The sequence below is a fragment of the Pseudocalidococcus azoricus BACA0444 genome (assembly GCF_031729055.1).
GTDB classification, from domain to species: Bacteria; Cyanobacteriota; Cyanobacteriia; order Thermosynechococcales; family Thermosynechococcaceae; genus Pseudocalidococcus; species Pseudocalidococcus azoricus.
This window is the reverse complement of record NZ_JAVMIP010000001.1, coordinates 333,220-353,076: the sequence shown is the minus strand read 5'-3', so window position 1 is coordinate 353,076 and position 19,857 is coordinate 333,220. Positions and strand designations below refer to the sequence as shown.

The 19,857-nt window shown below is 50.7% G+C and carries 16 protein-coding genes; 6 read left to right on the top strand and 10 right to left on the bottom strand.

The features are described from left to right. Window positions 1–182: 182 nt before the first annotated feature. A complete protein-coding gene (locus RIF25_RS01730) occupies window positions 183–962 on the top strand; it encodes a Uma2 family endonuclease (protein WP_322876831.1) in 780 nt (259 codons plus the stop codon). Between the two features lie 47 nt (window positions 963–1,009). Then, window positions 1,010–1,705 carry a Uma2 family endonuclease gene (locus RIF25_RS01725; protein WP_322876830.1) on the top strand — a complete coding sequence of 232 codons (696 nt, stop codon included), beginning with the start codon at window positions 1,010–1,012 and terminating at the stop codon, window positions 1,703–1,705. Here the strand turns inward: RIF25_RS01725 and RIF25_RS01720 are convergent, their stop codons facing one another. The 6 genes from RIF25_RS01720 to RIF25_RS01695 all read right to left on the bottom strand — a co-directional run bounded on the left by RIF25_RS01720 (window position 1,706) and on the right by RIF25_RS01695 (window position 11,310). Next, on the bottom strand, window positions 1,706–3,067 hold the full coding sequence (locus tag RIF25_RS01720) for a (Fe-S)-binding protein (protein WP_322876829.1): 1,362 nt from the start codon (window positions 3,065–3,067) through the stop codon (window positions 1,706–1,708). It lies immediately after the preceding gene. Further along, window positions 3,067–4,377 carry an FAD-binding oxidoreductase gene (locus RIF25_RS01715; RefSeq protein WP_322876828.1) on the bottom strand — a complete coding sequence of 437 codons (1,311 nt, stop codon included), beginning with the start codon at window positions 4,375–4,377 and terminating at the stop codon, window positions 3,067–3,069. Before RIF25_RS01715 ends, RIF25_RS01720 begins: the two co-directional genes overlap by 1 nt. A 19-nt stretch (window positions 4,378–4,396) precedes the next feature. Next, the gene (locus RIF25_RS01710) at window positions 4,397–5,257 is read right to left on the bottom strand and encodes a response regulator (protein WP_322876827.1); all 861 of its coding nucleotides are present in this window, start codon (window positions 5,255–5,257) and stop codon (window positions 4,397–4,399) included. Window positions 5,258–5,705: 448 nt separating this feature from the next. Continuing rightward, window positions 5,706–7,427: a transglutaminase domain-containing protein gene (locus RIF25_RS01705; RefSeq protein ID WP_322876826.1), complete on the bottom strand. Its 1,722-nt coding sequence runs from the start codon at window positions 7,425–7,427 to the stop codon at window positions 5,706–5,708. 254 nt (window positions 7,428–7,681) lie between these two features. After that, window positions 7,682–10,156, bottom strand: a complete 2,475-nt coding sequence (locus RIF25_RS01700) for an ATP-dependent Clp protease ATP-binding subunit (protein ID WP_322876825.1) — start codon at window positions 10,154–10,156, stop codon at window positions 7,682–7,684. A 179-nt stretch (window positions 10,157–10,335) separates the two neighbouring features. After that, window positions 10,336–11,310, bottom strand: a complete 975-nt coding sequence (locus RIF25_RS01695) for an ABC transporter ATP-binding protein (RefSeq protein WP_322876824.1) — start codon at window positions 11,308–11,310, stop codon at window positions 10,336–10,338. 262 nt (window positions 11,311–11,572) lie between these two features. Here RIF25_RS01695 and RIF25_RS01690 point away from each other — a divergent pair, with 262 nt between their 5' ends. Then, window positions 11,573–12,520, top strand: a complete 948-nt coding sequence (locus RIF25_RS01690) for an asparaginase (RefSeq protein WP_322876823.1) — start codon at window positions 11,573–11,575, stop codon at window positions 12,518–12,520. Window positions 12,521–12,673: 153 nt separating this feature from the next. Beyond that, window positions 12,674–14,623 (top strand): protein kinase domain-containing protein, encoded by a 1,950-nt coding sequence (locus RIF25_RS01685; protein WP_322876822.1) that lies wholly within the window; start codon window positions 12,674–12,676, stop codon window positions 14,621–14,623. 5 nt (window positions 14,624–14,628) lie between these two features. Here RIF25_RS01685 and RIF25_RS01680 read toward each other — a convergent pair whose 3' ends face one another. The 4 genes from RIF25_RS01680 to rpsP are packed head-to-tail and all read right to left on the bottom strand — an operon-like array spanning window position 14,629 to window position 16,390. Beyond that, a complete protein-coding gene (locus tag RIF25_RS01680) occupies window positions 14,629–15,582 on the bottom strand; it encodes a PhoH family protein (RefSeq protein WP_322876821.1) in 954 nt (317 codons plus the stop codon). A gap of 9 nt (window positions 15,583–15,591) precedes the next feature. Further along, window positions 15,592–15,765: a 30S ribosomal protein S21 gene (gene rpsU, locus RIF25_RS01675; RefSeq protein WP_015126245.1), complete on the bottom strand. Its 174-nt coding sequence runs from the start codon at window positions 15,763–15,765 to the stop codon at window positions 15,592–15,594. A gap of 3 nt (window positions 15,766–15,768) precedes the next feature. Then, window positions 15,769–16,134, bottom strand: coding sequence for a KH domain-containing protein (locus RIF25_RS01670; RefSeq protein WP_322876820.1), 366 nt, complete (start codon window positions 16,132–16,134; stop codon window positions 15,769–15,771). 7 nt (window positions 16,135–16,141) lie between these two features. Then, entirely contained in the window at window positions 16,142–16,390 is a 249-nt protein-coding gene (rpsP, locus tag RIF25_RS01665) for a 30S ribosomal protein S16 (protein ID WP_015126243.1), read from the bottom strand. Between the two features lie 218 nt (window positions 16,391–16,608). Here rpsP and RIF25_RS01660 point away from each other — a divergent pair, with 218 nt between their 5' ends. Together RIF25_RS01660 and RIF25_RS01655 are read left to right on the top strand one after the other, a co-directional pair. Further along, on the top strand, window positions 16,609–17,973 hold the full coding sequence (locus tag RIF25_RS01660; protein WP_322876819.1) for an ABC transporter ATP-binding protein: 1,365 nt from the start codon (window positions 16,609–16,611) through the stop codon (window positions 17,971–17,973). Between the two features lie 4 nt (window positions 17,974–17,977). Then, window positions 17,978–19,714, top strand: coding sequence for an ABC transporter permease (locus tag RIF25_RS01655; RefSeq protein WP_322876818.1), 1,737 nt, complete (start codon window positions 17,978–17,980; stop codon window positions 19,712–19,714). The last annotated feature ends 143 nt before the right edge of the window (window positions 19,715–19,857 follow it).

Below are 19,857 nucleotides of genomic sequence, written 5' to 3'. Positions count from 1 at the left end.
AAACTGAAGGGGTAGTTCAGGGCAAATGGATATATCCAACTGACATATTGCTATTCCGTCCCGCCCACCCGGATTATGCACAGGCCAGCACAGACCCCTGTTAAGGTTGGGTAACTGTCCCAGGCCCCTTGGGGAGAACCTGGCTTGGTTAGAATCAAACTAACGCGCATTGGGCAATAACGATGACCCTAGCAACCACACCGGACATTATCTACCCCGATAGCGATGGGCAACCGATGGCCGACAATACGAAGCAATTTAATTGGATTGTCCTGCTGAAGGAAAATCTGGAATGTTTGTTTGCCAATGATCCCCATGTCTTTGTCGGCGGTGACTTGCTCTGGTATCCCGTGGAAGGCCAGCCAGAGATTCGGATTGCCCCGGATGTATTGGTGGCGTTGGGTCGTCCTAAGGGAGATCGCGGCTCCTATCGGCAGTGGCAGGAGGATAATGTTGCCCCCCAAGTGGTGTTTGAGATTCTGTCGCCTGGGAACACATTGAGGGAAATGACGAAAAAACTCCACTTTTATGAGCGGTATGGTGTGGAAGAATATTACATCTATGATCCGGATCGTCATGAACTCACAGGCCTGGAGCGAATTGCAGACAAGCTGGAATTGATTGACAACATCGAGGCCTGGACTAGCCCGCGTTTAGGGATTCGCTTTGACTGGACACCGGAAACCCTGAAAGTCTATTACCCAGATGGCAAACCATTTTTATCCACGGTTGAATTGGCCAAACAAGCTGAGGCGGCGCAAATGTCTGTGATTGTGGAGCGAGAACGGGCGGAATTGGAAAAACAACGGGCTAACCAAGCTGAGCACCAAATTGAACTTGAACGAAACCGAACAAAGCTAGAACAAGAGCGCGCTGAGCAGGAAAAACAACGGGCAGACCAGGCCGAGGCGGAAAAACAACAACTCTTAGAACGACTGCGGCAAGCTGGCCTGGAACCATAAGGTTTGGGATTACCTAAAATCAAACTAACGCGCATTGGGCAATAACGATGACCCTAGCAACCACACCGGACATTATCTACCCCGATAGCGATGGGCAACCGATGGCCGACAATACGAAGCAATTTAATTGGATTGTCCTGCTGAAGGAAAATCTGGAATGTTTGTTTGCCAATGATCCCCATGTCTTTGTCGGCGGTGACTTGCTCTGGTATCCCGTGGAAGGCCAGCCAGAGATTCGGATTGCCCCGGATGTATTGGTGGCGTTGGGTCGTCCTAAGGGAGATCGCGGCTCCTATCGGCAGTGGCAGGAGGATAATGTTGCCCCCCAAGTGGTGTTTGAGATTCTGTCGCCTGGGAACACATTGAGGGAAATGACGAAAAAACTCCACTTTTATGAGCGGTATGGTGTGGAAGAATATTACATCTATGATCCGGATCGTCATGAACTCACAGGCCTGGAGCGAATTGCAGACAAGCTGGAATTGATTGACAACATCGAGGCCTGGACTAGCCCGCGTTTAGGGATTCGCTTTGACTGGACACCGGAAACCCTGAAAGTCTATTACCCAGATGGCAAACCATTTTTATCCACGGTTGAATTGGCCAAACAAGCTGAGGCGGCGCAAATGTCTGTGATTGTGGAGCGAGAACGGGCGGAACTGGAAAAACAACGGGCAGACCAGGCCGAGGCAGAAAATCTCCGGTTACTGGAACTTCTCCGCAAGGCTGGGATTGAACCTTAATTAATTCTCGGGAATGTGTTCTTGGCGAATTGACCAATCTAAAAGCTGCATCGGATGATAAACCGGGGTTGTGTGGCCCTGCTCTGGGAGATATTGACGAATTTGCAGCGTACAACCGACATTAGCTGAGACAATTACCTCTGCTTTGGTTTGGGCCAGGTTTTTGACTTTTTGTCGGCCCAGTTCCGCGGCCACGTCCGGCTGGAAAATGTTATAAACCCCGGCACTGCCACAGCACAAAGCGGCATCAATGGGTTCTCGCAAGATCACACCGGGAATTTTCCGTAAAAGTTGGCGAGGTTGCAGGCTAATTTTTTGCCCATGGATCATGTGACAGGCATCTTGATAAACCAATGTCAGGGACTCTTCTTGCAGGGGATGGAGGGGAGCGGTTAAACCCACATTGGCGAGAAATTCCTGAACATCTTTAACTTTGCTGGCAAAGGCCTTTGCGGGTGTGGCGTAGTCTGGATCCTCTGCTAGTAATTGTCCGTATTCCTTAAGGGTATGGCCGCAACCAGAGGCGTTAATAATCACGGCATCTAAATCCCACAGGGCAAAGGTATCAATCATCTGACGGGCAAGAGCTTGGGCCTGAGCTTCTTGGCCTTGGTGGTGGGATAGAGCAGCGCAACAGCCTTGGCTAGGGGGAATCACGACTTCACAGCCATTAGCCGTCAAAACCCGGACAGTGGCCGCGTTAACTTCTGGTAAGAAAATCCGTTGGACACAGCCGAGAATGAACCCAACCCGAAATCGCTTTTCCCCTTGGGCTGGAATCACGGTTGGAAATTGATCCTGCCAGGCCTGGGCCGGAATCGGGGGCAACATTTTTTCCATCGCCCCGAGGGATTTAGGCAACAGTTTCGCCAACGGAGACCGCCGCCAGAGGGTTTGTAGCCCAGTTTTTTGATAGAGCCAGAGGGGAGCCAACAGGGCCCGTAAACGCTGGGGATAGGGAAATGTAGTGAAGATCAGTGTCCGTAGGAGTTGCTCCCCTAAAGGCCGTTTGTGATTCCGTTCAACCTGGGGGCGTGTGGCAGCAATTAACTGGTCATAGGCCACCCCCGAGGGGCAGGTGGTGACACAGGCTAAACAACCTAAACAGGAGTCAAAATGTTGGACAGTTGCCGGTGAGAGGGGAATTTGGGCGGTGTTAACTCCATCCATCAAGTAGATCCGCCCCCGAGGAGAGTCCGTTTCTTTGCCAATCACCCGATAACTAGGGCAGGTGGCTAAACAAAACCCACAGTGGACACAGGTATCAATCAGTTGCGGATCCGGGGGGGATTGGTTATCAAAGCCAAGGAAAGGGGGATAGGCGGTCGCGGATCCGGGTAATGAGGCTGGCGACTCTGACATTAAATCCCTCCGACAAAACGTTGCGGACTGAATAGGCCCTTGGGATCAAATTGTTGCTTAATTGTTCCCATCAGTGCCATTGCATTCCCGGCGTAGCCCCATAGATCCAGGCTTTGCTTGAGGGACAAGGGCGCATCTAGGACGGTGAAAAATCCCCCGCGGACCTGGCAGAGAGGACGAATAATGGTGACAATTTTGGCTAAGGCGGATTCATTCCCCAGCAGGTGCATTTCCCCAATCCCGGCCCCCCAATGGAAGACCAGGGAACGACCCAGGCCCAGTTTGGTGATCTCAGCCAAGATTATTTGCAGGCCTAACACCCCTTGATTGGGTAACAGGCCAAACTTAGCCCGCAAGCCCCCGCCCCCCAAACTCCCAGCCCCCAGGCCCGCCAATGGATCGGGAATTTCCGTAATCTGTACCCCGGCCTGTTGAGCTAACTGCTTGAGGCGTTCCCCTTGCACTTGTACTGCCGGCCTAAAGCCTTGAAATTGCACCCGTAGGCCCAAGTCACCCTGTAAATGCGTTGATGTTAGCCAATCGGGAGAGAGCAAATCCAGACAAGTCGGCATGAGGCTATTACCGAGGAAATCCGGCAGCAGTTGGGCCAATTGCTCAGGGGAGCCACCCATGAGCCAGGTTTGATGGTGTTCCGGCAGAGGATAGACCCGCAACGTTAATTCGGTGATTATCCCCAATGTCCCCCAGGCCCCGATCAACAACTTATGGAGGTCATAGCCAGCAACATTTTTCACCACTCGCCCCCCGGACTTGACCAACGTGCCATCAGCCCGGACAAACTGCACCCCCAAGCACAGATCTCGAATCGTCCCATACCGATGCCGCAGGGAACCTGTATCTCGCGTGGAGGCAATTCCCCCTAGGGTGGCCTGGTTAGGCTGGATCGGATTCAGGGGAATAAATTGCTGTTCAGGTTTAAGGTGCTGTTGGAGGGACTGGAAGGTGATGCCGGCCTGGGCAGTGACAGTCATATCCGCCGCGGCATGATCAATGAGTTGACTCAAGCGGGCCGTACTTAAGAAAATATCCGCAACCCCTAACCCCCCCCAGGCCAGCTTACTGCCACTACCCAAGGGTAAAATTCGCCATCCCTGCTTGGCTGCAACCTTAATTATTTCCTGCACTTGGGCCACTGATGCCGGATAGACCACCGCTACAGGTTGGGATTGGGGATCTAAAGCCTTTTGCCAGGTGAGATGATCGGGATGATCTGCCCAGGCCTGGAGGCTGTCATGGCCAACAATAGTGCTGAGGGTCTCAATCATTGCTTGGGCAGAAATCACAGTCATGACTTGGCTAAATCTCAAATTACTTGACCGGAATTTCAAAGACAAACCCTTCATAGTAAAGCAGTTGTCCCTCGGGGCTAATCACTGGGCGAGCACTTTCACAAATGCGGGTTTGCGTCCCATCGGCTCGATAGACCTGACCGACTAAATTTTTGACAAACCCCTGCTTATCAACCATTTGCAAAAATCGCGGCCATTGTTGATCATCCACATAGGGCAGTTTTTGATGGACATCGGGATCATCTAACCAGTCTTGGGCCGAGACATAACCATAAATTTGGGCCAGGGCATCATTGAGCTTAAAATAGCGGCCCTCTGGAGATCGTTGATAAATGCCGATAATGGCCTGGTCAAACATCTGGCGCGACTTTTCTTCCATCTCCTGCAACGAAGTAACCAACTCTCGCCGTTCTTCAACAATTTGATGGAGTTGCTCATTTTGCTTGTTCAGGAGGGCGTTTTTCTGGCGGAGACTCTTTTCCAAGTTGGCAATGGTCAGTTGATTTTTAACTCGTGCTAAAACCTCCTCGGCCTGAAAGGGCTTAGAGATATAATCAACCGCACCGGCCTGGAACGCTTTCACCTTATCAAAAACATCATCCAAAGCACTGATAAAAATGATCGGCAGAGCTTTAGTTTTGGGATGACTCTTCAGCCGTTGACAAACCTCATAGCCATCCAAATCCGGCATCATAATGTCCAACAAAATTAAATCTGGCGGTTCCGCCTCAACCCCCATCAAGGCCATCTCCCCATTAATGGCCATCCGCACCTCATACCCCTCCAATTCCAGCAAAGCACTCAAGACTTCGAGATTTTCTTGGGTATCATCCACAACCAAAATATTTCCTGGCACGGAGGTCAGTTGTTCTAAGGCCATGCAGATGTCTCCTACTCTCTCTCTACTCTACTAGACAAGACAGAAACAGAATCCGATGCAATACGCAACCCTGGGCCTGAAAATTGCTCCCTGACATTGCTCTTGGTGAACTGTTTAATCAATACCCATTTCCTCGGCTAACTCTCAGGGGATTTTATGAACTCAGGCCCTGATCCATATCTTCACCAAAATCCCACGCCTCAAACAACTCCACCCCCTGCCATGACAAAACCCGGAACAACCGCTTCTCCCTCTAATTTATCCTCTCTTCTGGGTCAGTAATCGGGTTGAGGGGCATGATAGGGCGGTACTTCATTTAGGGTGAGATAAGCACAAGCTGGCAAGGGCCGTTGCTGGATACTCCTTAGTCCGCCACAAGACTTGAACAGGTTTGGGATGGCTTAAAAACAATTCACCTGACTTCTAGACTTAACTTAGCTTTTGCGGATCAGATTGTGGGCTGCGGGGGCAACTCGGACAAAATTGTAAAGCGGACATGATTGAGGGCCAGATTACCAATCCGCACCCCCTTATCCCGATAATTTGTAGTTTCAAAGGGAATCCCTTTACCCATTTCAATGTGATACCAGGGCAGTCCCATAAAAAACCGGGTCGGATAGGGGCCCCGCTCCACCACATCATCCGGGTTAGACTCCATGGGTAACCACCCCAGGCCTGGGATATAAAATTCCAACCAGACATGGTTATACATGGCATTGAGGGGAATTCCTTGTTGCTCTGGAAAGGGGGGACATTTGTAGCGGCCGACCGTGCGACAGGCAATCCCATTTAAGCGGGCCAAGGCTAGTAAAACTCCGACATATTCCCCACAGGAACCCACACCCCGCTCTAACACCACATCCGGGGTATCAATCATCGGTGTCAAACTATAGGAAAGACGGTCATAAACGTAATTACGAATTTTTAGCATCTGCCGCAAAACATTCGTTTCGGTGCCAATTGCCTCCTTTGCCGCGGCCTGGACAAGGGGATGATCCATGGCCAACTGATCATCATCAACTAAATATTTTTCCGCAAATCCAGCCGGTAAGGTTTCGCCCTGAGGCACATCATCAGGAGTCAAATGATATTTAATCCCCCGCACTTCAACCCAGGCCCGCCACCCAAACAACCGCGCCTCAGGGGATCGTAACTCGGGAAACTGAAACACCGCCACCTGTTGATCACCAACTCGCTCAATTCGATAGGGAGTTCCCAAGGGTTCGGCCTTCATGAGGGTCTGACGGAGCGTATTCACCGGCAAGGAAATGCGCCACTCCAAATTATCCAATTGGGTCTCATCCAGAGGAGAAACTTCCTCCAAATAACACATCTCAACCAGATAGCCATTGGAGAGCGTGTAATGGTCAGCAGCATGGGGCTGAAACACTAAGGGATGGATATAGGTGTAATCGCGATAGTCCAGTTCTAAAGGATTATCTAGATTATTGGGATTGTCCCGTAAATAGGGTTCTTCCCCCGCATAGGTTAACCAAATTTTGCCCTCCGGATCCAGGCTAATGGCAGTTGGATTGGCAAAGGGGGTTAAGGCCGCCGCTTTGACTGTGCCCTTGGCCAAATCAAGTTGATAGACGGTTTGCTCCAATCGGTCACAGACCCAAAGGCAGTTGTTAGCCAAGGTGAGATTTTCCGGCCCAATCCCCGGTTGCGGAATTTTCCGAATCAAATCCCCTGTGGTGTGGGCCAGTTGGTGAATATAGCCGGATTTTTGACAAGTAACATAAACCCCATTCGCATCCACCGTTACTCCATGAACTGGGTATGTCAAGCGGGTAAAAACTTGGGGCGTAAAGTCGGGCAGTTGGCAGACATAAACGCTTTCGTCTCGGCAAAACCAGAGAGTTTCCTGCCACAGACAAAGCCCCTGAGCATCTAAAAAGTCTTCGGCATGGTAGGGATTGAGGATTTCGGCATGGTCATTCTCAGGATTAATCAGGAGTAAATAGCCCCGGATCCGATCCAAGGCCAGGAGGGTCGCGCCATGGGTTGCAGCCGAATAGGGCAAACGTGACAATTGTCGCAGCCAAGCTGAATCATCATTCACCCAGGCCAAGCCAAATAATTGATAGCTACCTAAGGGACGGACAATTCGCCAACTGGGAGTCGGAGGATAATCAACGACTAACTCTGCCTCAATAATCTCAGTCACACTTTAGTCCTTTGGCAGGCCAGACTGTGCCAATGCCTAATTGCCGCTTACCTTAGCCTGTTTTTTCCTTAGGTTTCAACTCTGGCAGAATTATTTCACACTATTCTGTTGCTGTCAGCCTGATCGGGGTAGCCCAAAAGCATACTCCCGGATTCACAAACCTAAGGGCATCAGCTTGATCAACAAGGCAGTAACAGCAAGATTGAGGAGGCAGGAAGGCAAAAGACAGGGAACACAAACTACTCAGAACCGACCTACTCAGCCGCCGAGACTAGTTCCCGTTGGGGGGGCGTAATCAGCACCTTAACTTGGCCCGACTCATCCACATCCACAACGGCTGTAGCCCCCTCCGTCATCCGGCCGGTGAGCAGTTCCTCAGCCAAACTATCTTCCAATAAGCGCATAATGGCCCGGCGTAACGGTCGCGCCCCATAGCTAGGGTTATATCCTTCATCAATCAGCCGTTCTTTGAACCGATCTGTAACCGTCAAGGTGATATTGCGCTCCGTCAAACGAGTAAAGACTTCCCTGAGGAGAATATCGGCAATTTCCTTGACCTCGTCTTTGGTGAGTTGCCGGAAGACGATAATTTCATCCAAGCGGTTGAGAAACTCAGGGCGGAAGTATTGCTTCAGTTCTTCATTCACCAAGGAACGGATACGATTGTACTGAGACTCGGCCGGGTTATCACTGGCAAACTCAAAGCCCAGGCCCCCAGCCCCTTTCTCAATCACCTTTGAACCAATGTTGGAGGTCATGATCAAGAGGGTATTTTTGAAGTCCACCGTCCGCCCTTTGGAATCCGTTAACCGCCCATCCTCCAGGATTTGGAGCAAGAGGTTAAAGACATCGGGGTGAGCCTTTTCGATCTCATCAAACAGCACAACGGTGTAGGGCCGTCGCCGCACCGCTTCCGTTAACTGGCCGCCCTCGTTATAGCCCACATAGCCAGGGGGAGAACCAATCAGTTTAGAAACCGTATGCCGTTCCATAAACTCCGACATATCCAACCGGATCATCGCGTCCTCAGAGCCAAAGAAGTAGGCAGCCAAGGCTTTGGTTAACTCGGTTTTACCCACCCCTGTCGGGCCTGAGAAAATAAAGCTAGCAATGGGACGATTGGGATTTTTCAGGCCAACCCGGGCCCGGCGAATCGCCCGAGAAATTGCTTTCACCGCCTCATCCTGACCAATCACCCGTTGATGGAGGGTATCTTCCATGTGGAGCAGTTTTTCCGATTCGGTTTCGGTTAGCTTGCTCAGCGGCACACCCGTCCAAGAGGAAACAATATGGGCAATGTCTTCTTCGGTGACGACTGGGGATTTATCTTCATCTGTGGTGGTTTCCGACTTTTTCTGTTGGGAAATATTGCGGATTTGGGCCTTGAGATCCATTTCCTTATCCCGCAGTTCCCCGGCCTTATCAAAATCTTGGGCCCGGACGGCATCATCCTTATCCTTCAGGACTTGCCGCAGTTCTTTATCCAACTCTTTGGCAGCGGGGGGCAATTGGGAGTTAATTAACCGCACCCGCGAACCCGCTTCATCAACCAAGTCAATGGCTTTATCGGGCAAATAGCGATCCGAGATATAGCGATCCGCCAACTTGGCCGCCGCCTCCAAGGACTCATCCAAAATTTTCAGTTTGTGGTGTTTTTCGTACCGCTCTCGCAGGCCATAGAGAATTTCAATGGTTTCTTCCACCGAGGGTTCACCGACCATCACCGGTTGGAAACGGCGTTCAAGGGCGGCATCTCGTTCGATGTGTTTACGGTATTCATCAAGAGTGGTGGCACCGATACATTGGAGTTCACCCCGAGCTAAGGCCGGCTTGAGAATGTTGGCGGCATCAATGGCCCCCTCGGCCGCCCCGGCTCCAATCAGAGTATGGACTTCATCAATGACCAGAATCACATTGGAGGCCTGGCGAATTTCGTCCATGATCTTTTTCAGACGCTCTTCAAATTCCCCCCGATACTTCGTTCCGGCAACCAGTAAACCAATGTCCAAGGTGACGACGCGTTTCTCTTGGAGAATATCAGGAATATCATTGTTGGCAATTCGCTGGGCCAGGCCCTCGGCAATAGCGGTTTTACCCACCCCAGGTTCACCAATCAGAACAGGGTTATTTTTAGTCCGCCGCCCTAGAATTTGGATCACCCGCTCAATTTCTTTTTGTCGGCCGACAACGGGGTCTAATTTACCGTCAATGGCCATCTGGGTTAGGTTAGAGCCAAATTCATCCAAGGTGGGAGTTTTTGTCCGTCCTGAACTGGAACCGGCAGCAACCTCGGCTGTTTCACCCAGCATCCGAATCACTTGTGTCCGTACTTTCGAGAGGTCAACCCCCAAGTTTTCGAGGACACGGGCCGCCACTCCCTCTCCTTCGCGGATTAGGCCCAGGAGTAAATGCTCTGTGCCAATGTAGTTGTGTCCCAGTTGGCGAGCTTCTTCTAAGGACAGTTCTAAAACTCGTTTGGCCCGAGGGGTAAAGGGAATTTCCACTGCCACAAAGCCTGATCCCCGACCAATGATTTTTTCGACTTCAATCCGGGCATCTTTGAGATTGACTCCCATAGATTTAAGGACTTTGGCAGCAACCCCTGTTCCCTCGCCAATCAGACCGAGGAGGATTTGTTCTGTGCCAACAAAGTTGTGACCCAATCGCCGGGCTTCCTCTTGCGCCAGCATAATCACCTTGATGGCTTTTTCTGTAAACCGTTCAAACATGACCTTACCCCAAATGGTTGCTGCGTGCTGGTAGAGACAATCTTAACACGGGATTTTAGGTGCTAAGTTGTATGCAAACCTACAACTACTCTAGTGTTCTGGCTTAAGTTTGGGGGAGGGGATTGGGGTTCGGTTTTTACGCCTAAATTATTTTTAAGTTGCTTATTAGTGTTAATTCCCTAGGCTCCAATCACCAGGCCCCGTTGGCGCAGTTGATCGACAAAAAATTCTTCTAAAGAGGGTCGCCCTAATTTCAAACTCAGCACTTGCCCACCCATCTCTTTGACGATGGTTAAAAACCGCTCTGGGGATCCCTGGATGATTCCCTGCCAGCGATCTCCTTGGACTTCCAACTGTTTTAGCCACTCCTGCATTCCTTCAATGTGACCGCCCCGACCCTCGACATGATAAGTATTTGTGCTGCCCAGCAGTTGATCAATCCCCCCTTCACAGATCAGTTCACCCTGGTGGAGAATCCCCACTCGATCACAAATGGCTTCCACATCCGAGAGAACATGACTGTTAAAAAAGATGGTTTTGCCTTGTTTCTTAAGGGAGAGGATAATTTCCCGAATCTGATACCGACCGAGGGGGTCTAAGCCGGACATCGGTTCATCTAAGAACACCAGTTCTGGGTCGTTGATCAGGGCCTGGGCCATGCCAACCCGTTGAAGCATCCCTTTGGAATAGCGGCGCATTTGTTTTTTGCGGGTATCTTTGACCGATAAACCAACCATTTCCAGGAGTACTGGAATCCGTTGTTTTTGAATCGCGCGGGGAATCCGAAATAGCCCAGCCGTAAATTCTAAAAATTCCCAGCCCGTCAAATAGTCATAAAAGTAGGGATTTTCCGGTAGATAGCCAATGGTTTCTTTCATCCGTCTGTCACCGATGGGATGCCCGAGAATCGAGCCAGTTCCGGCTGTCGGACGCACCAGGCCCAGAAGTGTTTTCAGGAGTGTCGTTTTGCCTGCGCCATTGGGGCCCAGTAAGCCAAAGGTTTCCCCCTCATAGATGGTCAGGTCATAGCCCTTCATGGGTGTAATTTTCTGTTGGAGCCAAAATCCAGTCCGATAGGTTTTACGCAGTTGCTTAATTTCAACAACGGGTCGCTTGGCCTGGCCTGGGTGGAGATCGGCGGACGGACTATCCATAGAAGCAGCGCAAACGAGTGATGGGGTGAGCTTAATTGGCCTAGATTCTACTCCAGGCCTGGGGATTCTCCAAGGTTTTTTCAGGATTAGGGCATGGGTTCCCTGACTGTTTCAGGAGTCGTTCACGCCCCTAAACTTGTTTAGTCTTCAGTCCTCAGCGGTAGATTTGACGATTTAGCTTGGCCCCACCTTGAAAACTCTATTTCCTATGTAAAACTCAAAATGTCAAAATGCTAGAGTGCAAAAAGTTGCCAGAAAATCTATGTCCAAACGTACCCAGGCCCCTGACTTTGAAATTCGTCTCCTGCGCGAAGGTATCGTTGAATCTGTCCATCGAGGTCATGCCGTCGTCTGTGATCAACGGGGACGGATTCTTTCCCTAGCTGGAGATGCGGAAACAGCGGCGTTTATTCGTTCTTCCCTCAAACCTTTCCAGGCCTTGGCTATTACCACCAGTGGTACCCTTGAGCGTTTTGATCTCAGTGATCGGGATCTGGCAGTGATTTGCAGTTCCCATCGGGGCACAGTCGAACAATTACGGCAAGTATTTAATATTCTCTGGCGATCTGATGTTGACCCGACAAATCTCCAATGTCCCACACCTGCTGGTCAACAAGGCCCCTTAGCCCACAACTGTTCTGGGAAACACGCTGGAATGCTGGCGGTCTGTCAACAACGGAACTGGCCCCTCAACACCTACTTGAATCGGCAGCACCCCGTCCAAGAGTTAATTTTGGCCAAAGTGGCGGAACTGTTACGGATGCCTGCGGTGGAATTTATCTATGCCCATGATGACTGCGGGGCCCCCACCTACTTCATGCAACTGGCGGACATGGCCACTCTCTATGCTCAACTCACCTCTGGGGAAGACTGGGCCATGGAGCGGGTGATTCGGGCCATGACTCACCATCCGATCATGGTGGCGGGGGATGGCCAATTTGATACGGAACTGATGCGTCTCACCCAAGGGGAACTGGTCAGCAAAACAGGGGCAGAAGGGATTCAATGCATCGGACGGATTGGGGAAGGCATGGGCCTGGCAATCAAAATTACCGATGGAGCCAAACGAGCGAAGTATGCAGTGGCCATTCATCTGCTACGGCAAATGGGCTGGATTACCCCGGCTATTGCGGAAACCTTAGCGGAAACTTTTTTGAATATCACCCGCTTTACCCGCCTCGAGGTGATTGGGGAATTAGTTCTGACTTAAAAGTTTAGAAATGTAGCGAAGTTAACATCGTTTTTTGTAATAAAAATTATTCTTAATGGTAATGGGTTTTGCACTCGGTCTTGATTATTCAACTGAGTCTATTCCCTAGGTTTGCTAAGTAATCAACCGTAACCCAATGGCCTGCATCGTGTTGTGATTCATCAACTCATCCAGGATCGCTATTACATCCTCAAACTTCTTGGCACAGGGGGGTTTGGAGAGACCTACTTGGCTAAAGATATTGGCCGGGCCAGTAATCCCCTCTGCATTATCAAGTACCTCAAACCAGCGAGTACAACCGCCGCATTTCTCAAAAAACTCCGGCAACTGTTCCTACGCCAGGCTGAGATATTAGGACGGTTGGGTCATCATGATCAAATGCCACAGCTAGTCAGTTACTTTGAGCAGGACGGGGGCTTCTTCATTGTCCATGACTACGCCGAAGGGCATACCCTTGATCAAGAGTTTCAAACTGATCAACGCTGGAGCGAGTCTCAGGCCACAGAATTACTCAAAAATGTGCTCGAAATCCTCAGCTTTGCCCATAGTCAAGGGGTAATTCATGGGGATGTTAAGCCGGAAAATCTGGTGCGGCGATATCGAGATAACCGGATTGTCTTAGTTGATTTCGGCACTGTTAAACAGGAGCAAACTCAATTTACAGCCCCCGATGGTGATGTCCATGTCAGTATTGCTGTTTCCACACCGGGCTATACAGCAGCTGCCGATGGCACAGTGATTCCTGATTATGGGCGTGATGTCCAGGCCGTGGGCTATCTCGGGATACGCGCCTTGACGGGGATGTCCATTGCCGCCTTACCCCGCGATCAAGAAACTGGAGAAGTCATTTGGTCATCCCTGGCCTTAGCCAATTTTGAATTAGAAGCCTTCATTAGCAAACTCGCCCACCCGCTCCCAGAAGAACGGTTTAGTAATGCCAGTGAAGCTTTACGGGGCCTGCTGCATCTAACAGATTTCTATGCCCCGGTCAGCGTAGCAGTCTTGGCCGCCAATACAGCTAGTAATGTCGCCTTACTAGAGTCTCCACCGGTTCTTTTGACAACAACGGTAGATATCCCCCCAGCAACTTCAGTTCATGGTGGACTACTGACGGATACTGAACTGGCCAACATTGATGCTTGGTTACCTGGAGATACCACTGAAGAGCAGACCTCGACGCGCGACACTGCCCAATTAACACTGCCACCCCTGACAGGGCCACAAAAAATATTGATATTTGGGGGCATGATTTTGGCTCTCATGGCGGGCATTGCGGGCATGGTTGGCGGTGTAGGTTTTGTCACCACACCCTCCCAATCGCAAACGGCCCTAGACCAAGCCCACCAACGGCGGGGAACCGGAGCCTTTGATGACTGTCTCAAACTAGCCCAACAGATCCCCAGTACTGACAAGCTCTATGGCCAGGCCCAGTCCTTGATGATTCAATGTCGGCTAGATCCCGCCAAAGCCCTAGATGAAGACGGTCAACGCCCCCAGGCCCTGCAACTTTTGGCTGCAATTCCTAAAGATGACCCTGCCTATATTGCGGCTCAAGAACTGTTGGGACTATGGTCTGATGCCCTCCTTGTCCAGGCTAACCAGGCCTATCAAAGTGGCAATCTCGACCAGGCCCAGGCCTTCATCCAAGCTATCCCCGCCCAAAGCCCCAGTCATGGGATTGCCCAAGCAGCTCTAGCCAGTTGGCGCGCCGAATTTGCCGCCAATCAAGCCACCCTGGCCCAGGCTCGGCAGGCCTTTGATCAACAACGCTGGCCCGAAGCCATTACCCTAGCCCAACAAGTGCGTTTGAATGGCCAGCCAGTTCCCGAAGACTCCGACTATTACCACCAAAATATCGCTCCCCTAGTTCAGAATGCCCAGACTCGGCAAGCTACGGCCCCTGAGACCAATCCTACACCCCCCAATGGAACAGCCACCAGTCCTAGCTTGGATGCCAATTCTCCACCCCCAGAAGGAACACCAGCGGTGACAGCAAACTCTTCTCCAGAGGTAGAAAATTTGAATAATCCAAATCTGGCCTCTCCAACCCCAACCCCCAGCCCAGAAGCCATTGGTAATGTTGAAGCCGTCATTGCCCAGTAGCCAGCCTAGGCCTGGTGTCGTTCATAGGCTGCAATGATTTTCTCCACGAGGGGATGCCGGATAATATCGCCCTTGGTCAGATAGCAAAACGCAATTTCAGCCACTTGCCCGAGGATTTGTTCCGCCACCACCAGGCCAGAGGGTTGATGTTGGGGTAAGTCTGTCTGGGTGACATCGCCGGTGACCACGAGCTTGGAGTTAAAGCCAATCCGGGTTAGAACCATTTTCATTTGGGCTGGGGTCGTATTTTGCGCTTCATCCAGAATCACGAAGGCATTGTTCAACGTCCGACCGCGCATATAGGCCAGGGGAGCCACTTCAATCACGCCCCGCTCCATCAGGTTGGAAATTTTCTCCGGCTCAACAAATTCATAGAGAGCATCATAGAGGGGGCGGAGGTAGGGATCAATTTTTTGCTGCAAGTCCCCGGGTAGAAAACCGAGCTTCTCTCCCGCTTCCACCGCTGGCCGGGTCAAGATTAAGCGTTCAAATTCATTACTGAGGAGGGCTTGAATCGCCAAGACCGTGGCCAGAAAGGTTTTGCCTGTACCGGCCGGGCCAATGCCAAAGGTGAGGGTATGGTCACGAATCGCTTGAATATATTGCCGTTGTCGAAAGGTCTTGGCCCGAATTACCTCTCCCCGTCTAGTGCGGGCCAACACATCCGCTTGTAGGTCTCGGAGTTCTTCTGTGCGTTGGGTATCCAGGGCCTGGCGGGCGGTAAGAATATCTACCTGAGTGATGAATTTACCCTCCTGCCAAAGATGATTGAGGGATTGCAGCAGAGACTGACTGAGGGTTTGTTGAGGCTCAGTTCCATAAATCAGCAAATCTTGTCCGCGCAAAACCCACTTGGCTCCGGTTTGAGCGGCCAATAGCTTTAAGTTCCCCTGATTTTCACCTGCTAAAGCTACCGCAGCCGCCGCAGTCGGGAGTTGAATTGTCAAGACCTCTGGCATAGGCAGAGTTTAGCGATTCCGCTTGCGGGCGGCCTCTTGCTTACGTTTACGTCTGAGACTGGGTTTTTCGTAGCGCTCCCGGCGTTTGACTTCCGAGAGAATCCCAGCTTTCTGAATTTTTTTCTTGAATCGCCGTAATGCAGACTCAATGGACTCATTTTCACCTAAACGCACTTCAGACACAGATTAACTTTGCCTCCTTGGGGTGGGACGGGGATGATCTCGATGGGGCCGCCGCTTGGAACTTTCACTGTCCGGTTCCCGAGAACGAGAACTAGACTTAAAATCGCGTTCACCAAAAACTTCCAGATAGGCTTGCTGTCCTTGAGTTTGCCCGGCGGCTTCAACAATGGCCCGAATGGCTTGAATTGTGCGCCCACCCCGCCCTAAAACTCGCCCTTTATCTGTGGGATCAAAGGCAACTCGAATCCAGGCCTTGGTATTCTGGGCTCGGAGTTCCGTATGTACCCGTAAGGCCTGGGGCGTATCTAAAAAGGGAGTGAGCAAAAACTCAACGAGGGCCCTGTAGTCAACGGAGACAGCAACAGTCATGGATAACTTATGCCTTCGCCGGAGTGAGGATGCTTGCTTTCTCGAGAATTCGCCGCACGGTTTCCGTGGGTTGGGCCCCGGCTTCTAAACGGCGATGAATGGCTTCTGTTTCTAAACGGGTGACTTCCCGAATTGGATCGTAAAACCCTAATTCTTCTAAGGGTCGCCCATCGCGCCGATCCCGGCTATTGATCGCCACAATACGGTAGGTCGCATTGCGTTTTTTGCCATATCGTTTCAATCTCAGTTTAATCATGCCAGCGGCAGAAAACTCCGTAATTATATGAACCGGTCTCTAACTATAACATAGCTGTATCCCTAAGGATAGTAATCTTTTTTCTGCTTGGCTGTTATCAATGGCAGGGAGAGATAACCTGGGGTTGGGAATTTTGAGTCGTTCATCTCGGTCTATCTGAGGCTATACAATCAAGTTGGATTAATTTTGACCATCTAGATAAATTTGGGAGGGAACCGATGCCGACCAAGGTGCAGAACGAATCCCTAATTAAATTGATTAACATCGAAAAATCCTATCGGCAGCCCAATGGTCAAGTAATTACGATTATGGAGCAAATTAACCTGGAGTTAAGAACCGGGGAAATTGTTGCGCTGTTGGGGCCATCGGGATCCGGGAAATCGACGTTAATGCGGATTATTACCGGACTGGTGACTCCGACCCAAGGACAGGTGCTTTACCGACAAGAACCGATGCGGGGCTTAAATCCAGGGGCAGCGATTGTTTTCCAAAATTCGGCGTTGTATCCCTGGTTAACGGTGCTGGAAAATGTGGAGTTGGGTCTCAAAGCCATTGGGGAAGGGCCACGCTCGCGCAAACGCAAAGCTTTGAGAATGATTGACATTATTGGCCTGGATGGCTTTGAAAATGCTTATCCGAAAGAACTATCGGGGGGGATGCGGCAACGGGTGGGGTTTGCGCGGGCCTTGGCGGTGGAACCAGAACTGCTGTGCATGGATGAACCCTTCTCGGCCTTGGATGTGTTGACGGCGGAAAACTTGCGGTTTGAGTTGCTGGATTTGTGGTTAGAGAAAAAGATTCCGACCCAGAGCATTTTGATCGTCACCCATAACATTGAAGAGGCGGTGATTTTGGCGGATCGGATCATCGTTTTGGGCAGTAACCCAGGCCGGGTGCGGGCCGATTTTCCGATGACGTTGCCCCATTACCGGGATCGCAAACAAGCCGCATTCCAGGCCATTGTGGATCGGGTTTATAAAATTCTCACCAATCCCGATTTAGATGAGCCGGAAGAAGAAACACCAGAGCCGATGAGTACCGGACAAACGGGCAGTGAACCCCAAACTCCGAAATATCAATTATTGCCCCATGTGCGAATTGGCTCGATTGCGGGCTTACTGGAACTTCTAGAGAACCGCCAAGAGGATTTATATCGCCTTGGGCAAGAACTTCAGCTTGAACTGGATGATATTTTACCGATTGTGGAGGGGGCCAAGTTAATGCAACTGGTGGCCTTAAATGAGGGGGATATTGCCGTCACAGCGTTGGGACAAGCCTTTATTGCCGGGGACATTGACCAACGCAAGTTGATTATTCGGCAACAACTGTTAAATCATATTCGCCTCGTCCAGCAGATTTTTGCCTTTTTGAATGCCAAGCAAAATTCCCGTATCCCGGAAAGTTTAGTCCTTGATATTTTGGAGCGTTATTTCACCCCCCAAGAGGCCAACCGCCAACTGGATACGGCCATTGATTGGGGCCGCTATGGGGAATTATTTGGCTATGACGAACCCGCGAAGGAGATTTTCCTAGAAACCCCAGTCTTAGATGATCCGTTGGCCTTAACCACAACTGAGGTATAGTGCCTTGACCCGTCCCTTAACGCCAGAGAACCAAACCATTGATCGTGTCGCCTGGACTTGGCAGGATGGCCTAATTATTTTGGCCGTGATTACTTTGGCCTTTTTTGTCGTCAGTACAGCCTCGCGCTTTACGGGGGTTTACGATCCGGAAATTCAAATTGACCTCAGTCCTAATAGCCTTCCAAGTTATACGGCCCAAACCTTGTTACGGATGGTAGTGGCTTATTTTATTTCCCTGTTTTTTAGTATTATCTATGCCTACTTTGCCTTTTATAACCGAGTTGCTGAGCGGGTGCTCCTACCGCTATTAGATATTCTCCAGTCCATTCCTGTGCTCTCGTTTTTACCGGGGGTGGTCTTGGCACTGATTGCCCTGTTTCCTGGCCAACGGATTGGAATTGAACTGGCAGCGATTTTGCTGATTTTTACGGGTATGGCCTGGAATATGACCTTTAGTTTTTATCAGTCGTTGACCGGGGTGCCGCGGGAATTACGGGAAGTGGCAGAAATTTATCGGCTCAATCCCTGGCAATGTTTTTGGACAGTGGATTTACCAGCGGGGGCGATTGGGCTGATCTGGAATAGTGTTATGTCTGTGGCCGGGGGCTGGTTTTTCCTGATTGCGATTGAGTCATTTACACTGGGCGAGAGAAACTTTACCCTCCCTGGCTTAGGCTCCTATTTGGGAACTGCGGCCAATGCAGGGGATTATCCGGCACTCCTTTACGGCCTGGGGGTGCTGATTGGAGTCATCATTCTGATTGACATTCTGGCCTGGCGGCCCTTAATTGCCTGGGGTGAGCGGTTCAAGTTTCAGTTGGTAGAAGCAACCAATGTCCCCCAATCGCGGATTTTAGATTTTCTCCGCCGTTCCCCAACCCTGCGCTGGCTTAATCAAACCTGGACAATACCCCTGCAAGAAACTCTGGATCGGCGGATTGTCAAGTGGGTTAAACGGGGACGGACAGATTCTTTAGGGCAGGGTCTCAGTGGTTGGCGTAAACAGTTGAATTGGCTGATCCTGATTGGCCTGGGCCTGGGGGTTGTTTGGGGGACGATCCACGCCATCCTCTTGATGGGCCAAGTTCCCTTAAATCGTTGGCAAGACATTGGCCTGGGGGCGGGTTTAACCACTATCAGAGTATTAGTTGCCTTAGTTCTTTCCCTGTTGTGGACAGTTCCAGTGGGAGTGGCGATTGGGCGAAATCCGCGAGCGGCTCAACTCCTGCAACCGATTGTTCAAATTGCAGCTTCAGTCCCTGCGACGGCTCTGTTTCCGGTGTTGCTGTTGAGTTTGGCTCACTTGGGGGGTGGCTTAGAAATTGGTTCGATTGCCCTGATGATGCTGGGGACGATGTGGTACATCCTGTTTAATGTGATTGCCGGGGCCCAGGCCATTCCCACCGAACTGTTTGAAGCGGCAACCGTCTATCAATTAGGAACGCTCCAACGCTGGCGGACACTAATCTTACCGGGAATTTTTCCTTACCTGATTACTGGGATTATTACGGCGGTTGGCGGGGCCTGGAATGCCAGCATTGTCAGTGAATATGTGGAATTTCAGGGGCGAGTTGAGACTACCAATGGCTTGGGGGCATTAATTTCGGAGGCCAGTGCCAGTGGGGATTTTCCCTTGTTATTAGCCGCAACCATTGTCATGTCTTTGGTCGTGGTTTTAACCAATCGTTTAGTTTGGCGGCGACTCTATCGCTTGGCAGAGACAAAATATCAATTACTTTAGTGTGGAAGTTGTCAGAAAGATGATTTAGCTACTTTTGGGGCAATCAAATGGATCGAGAGGGCTTTAGTGTTAAGTTGACAGGTTGATTGAATTAGCCCCGACTGCCCTGCATATTTTGTTTTTCCCCTCGTTCCTCAATGATA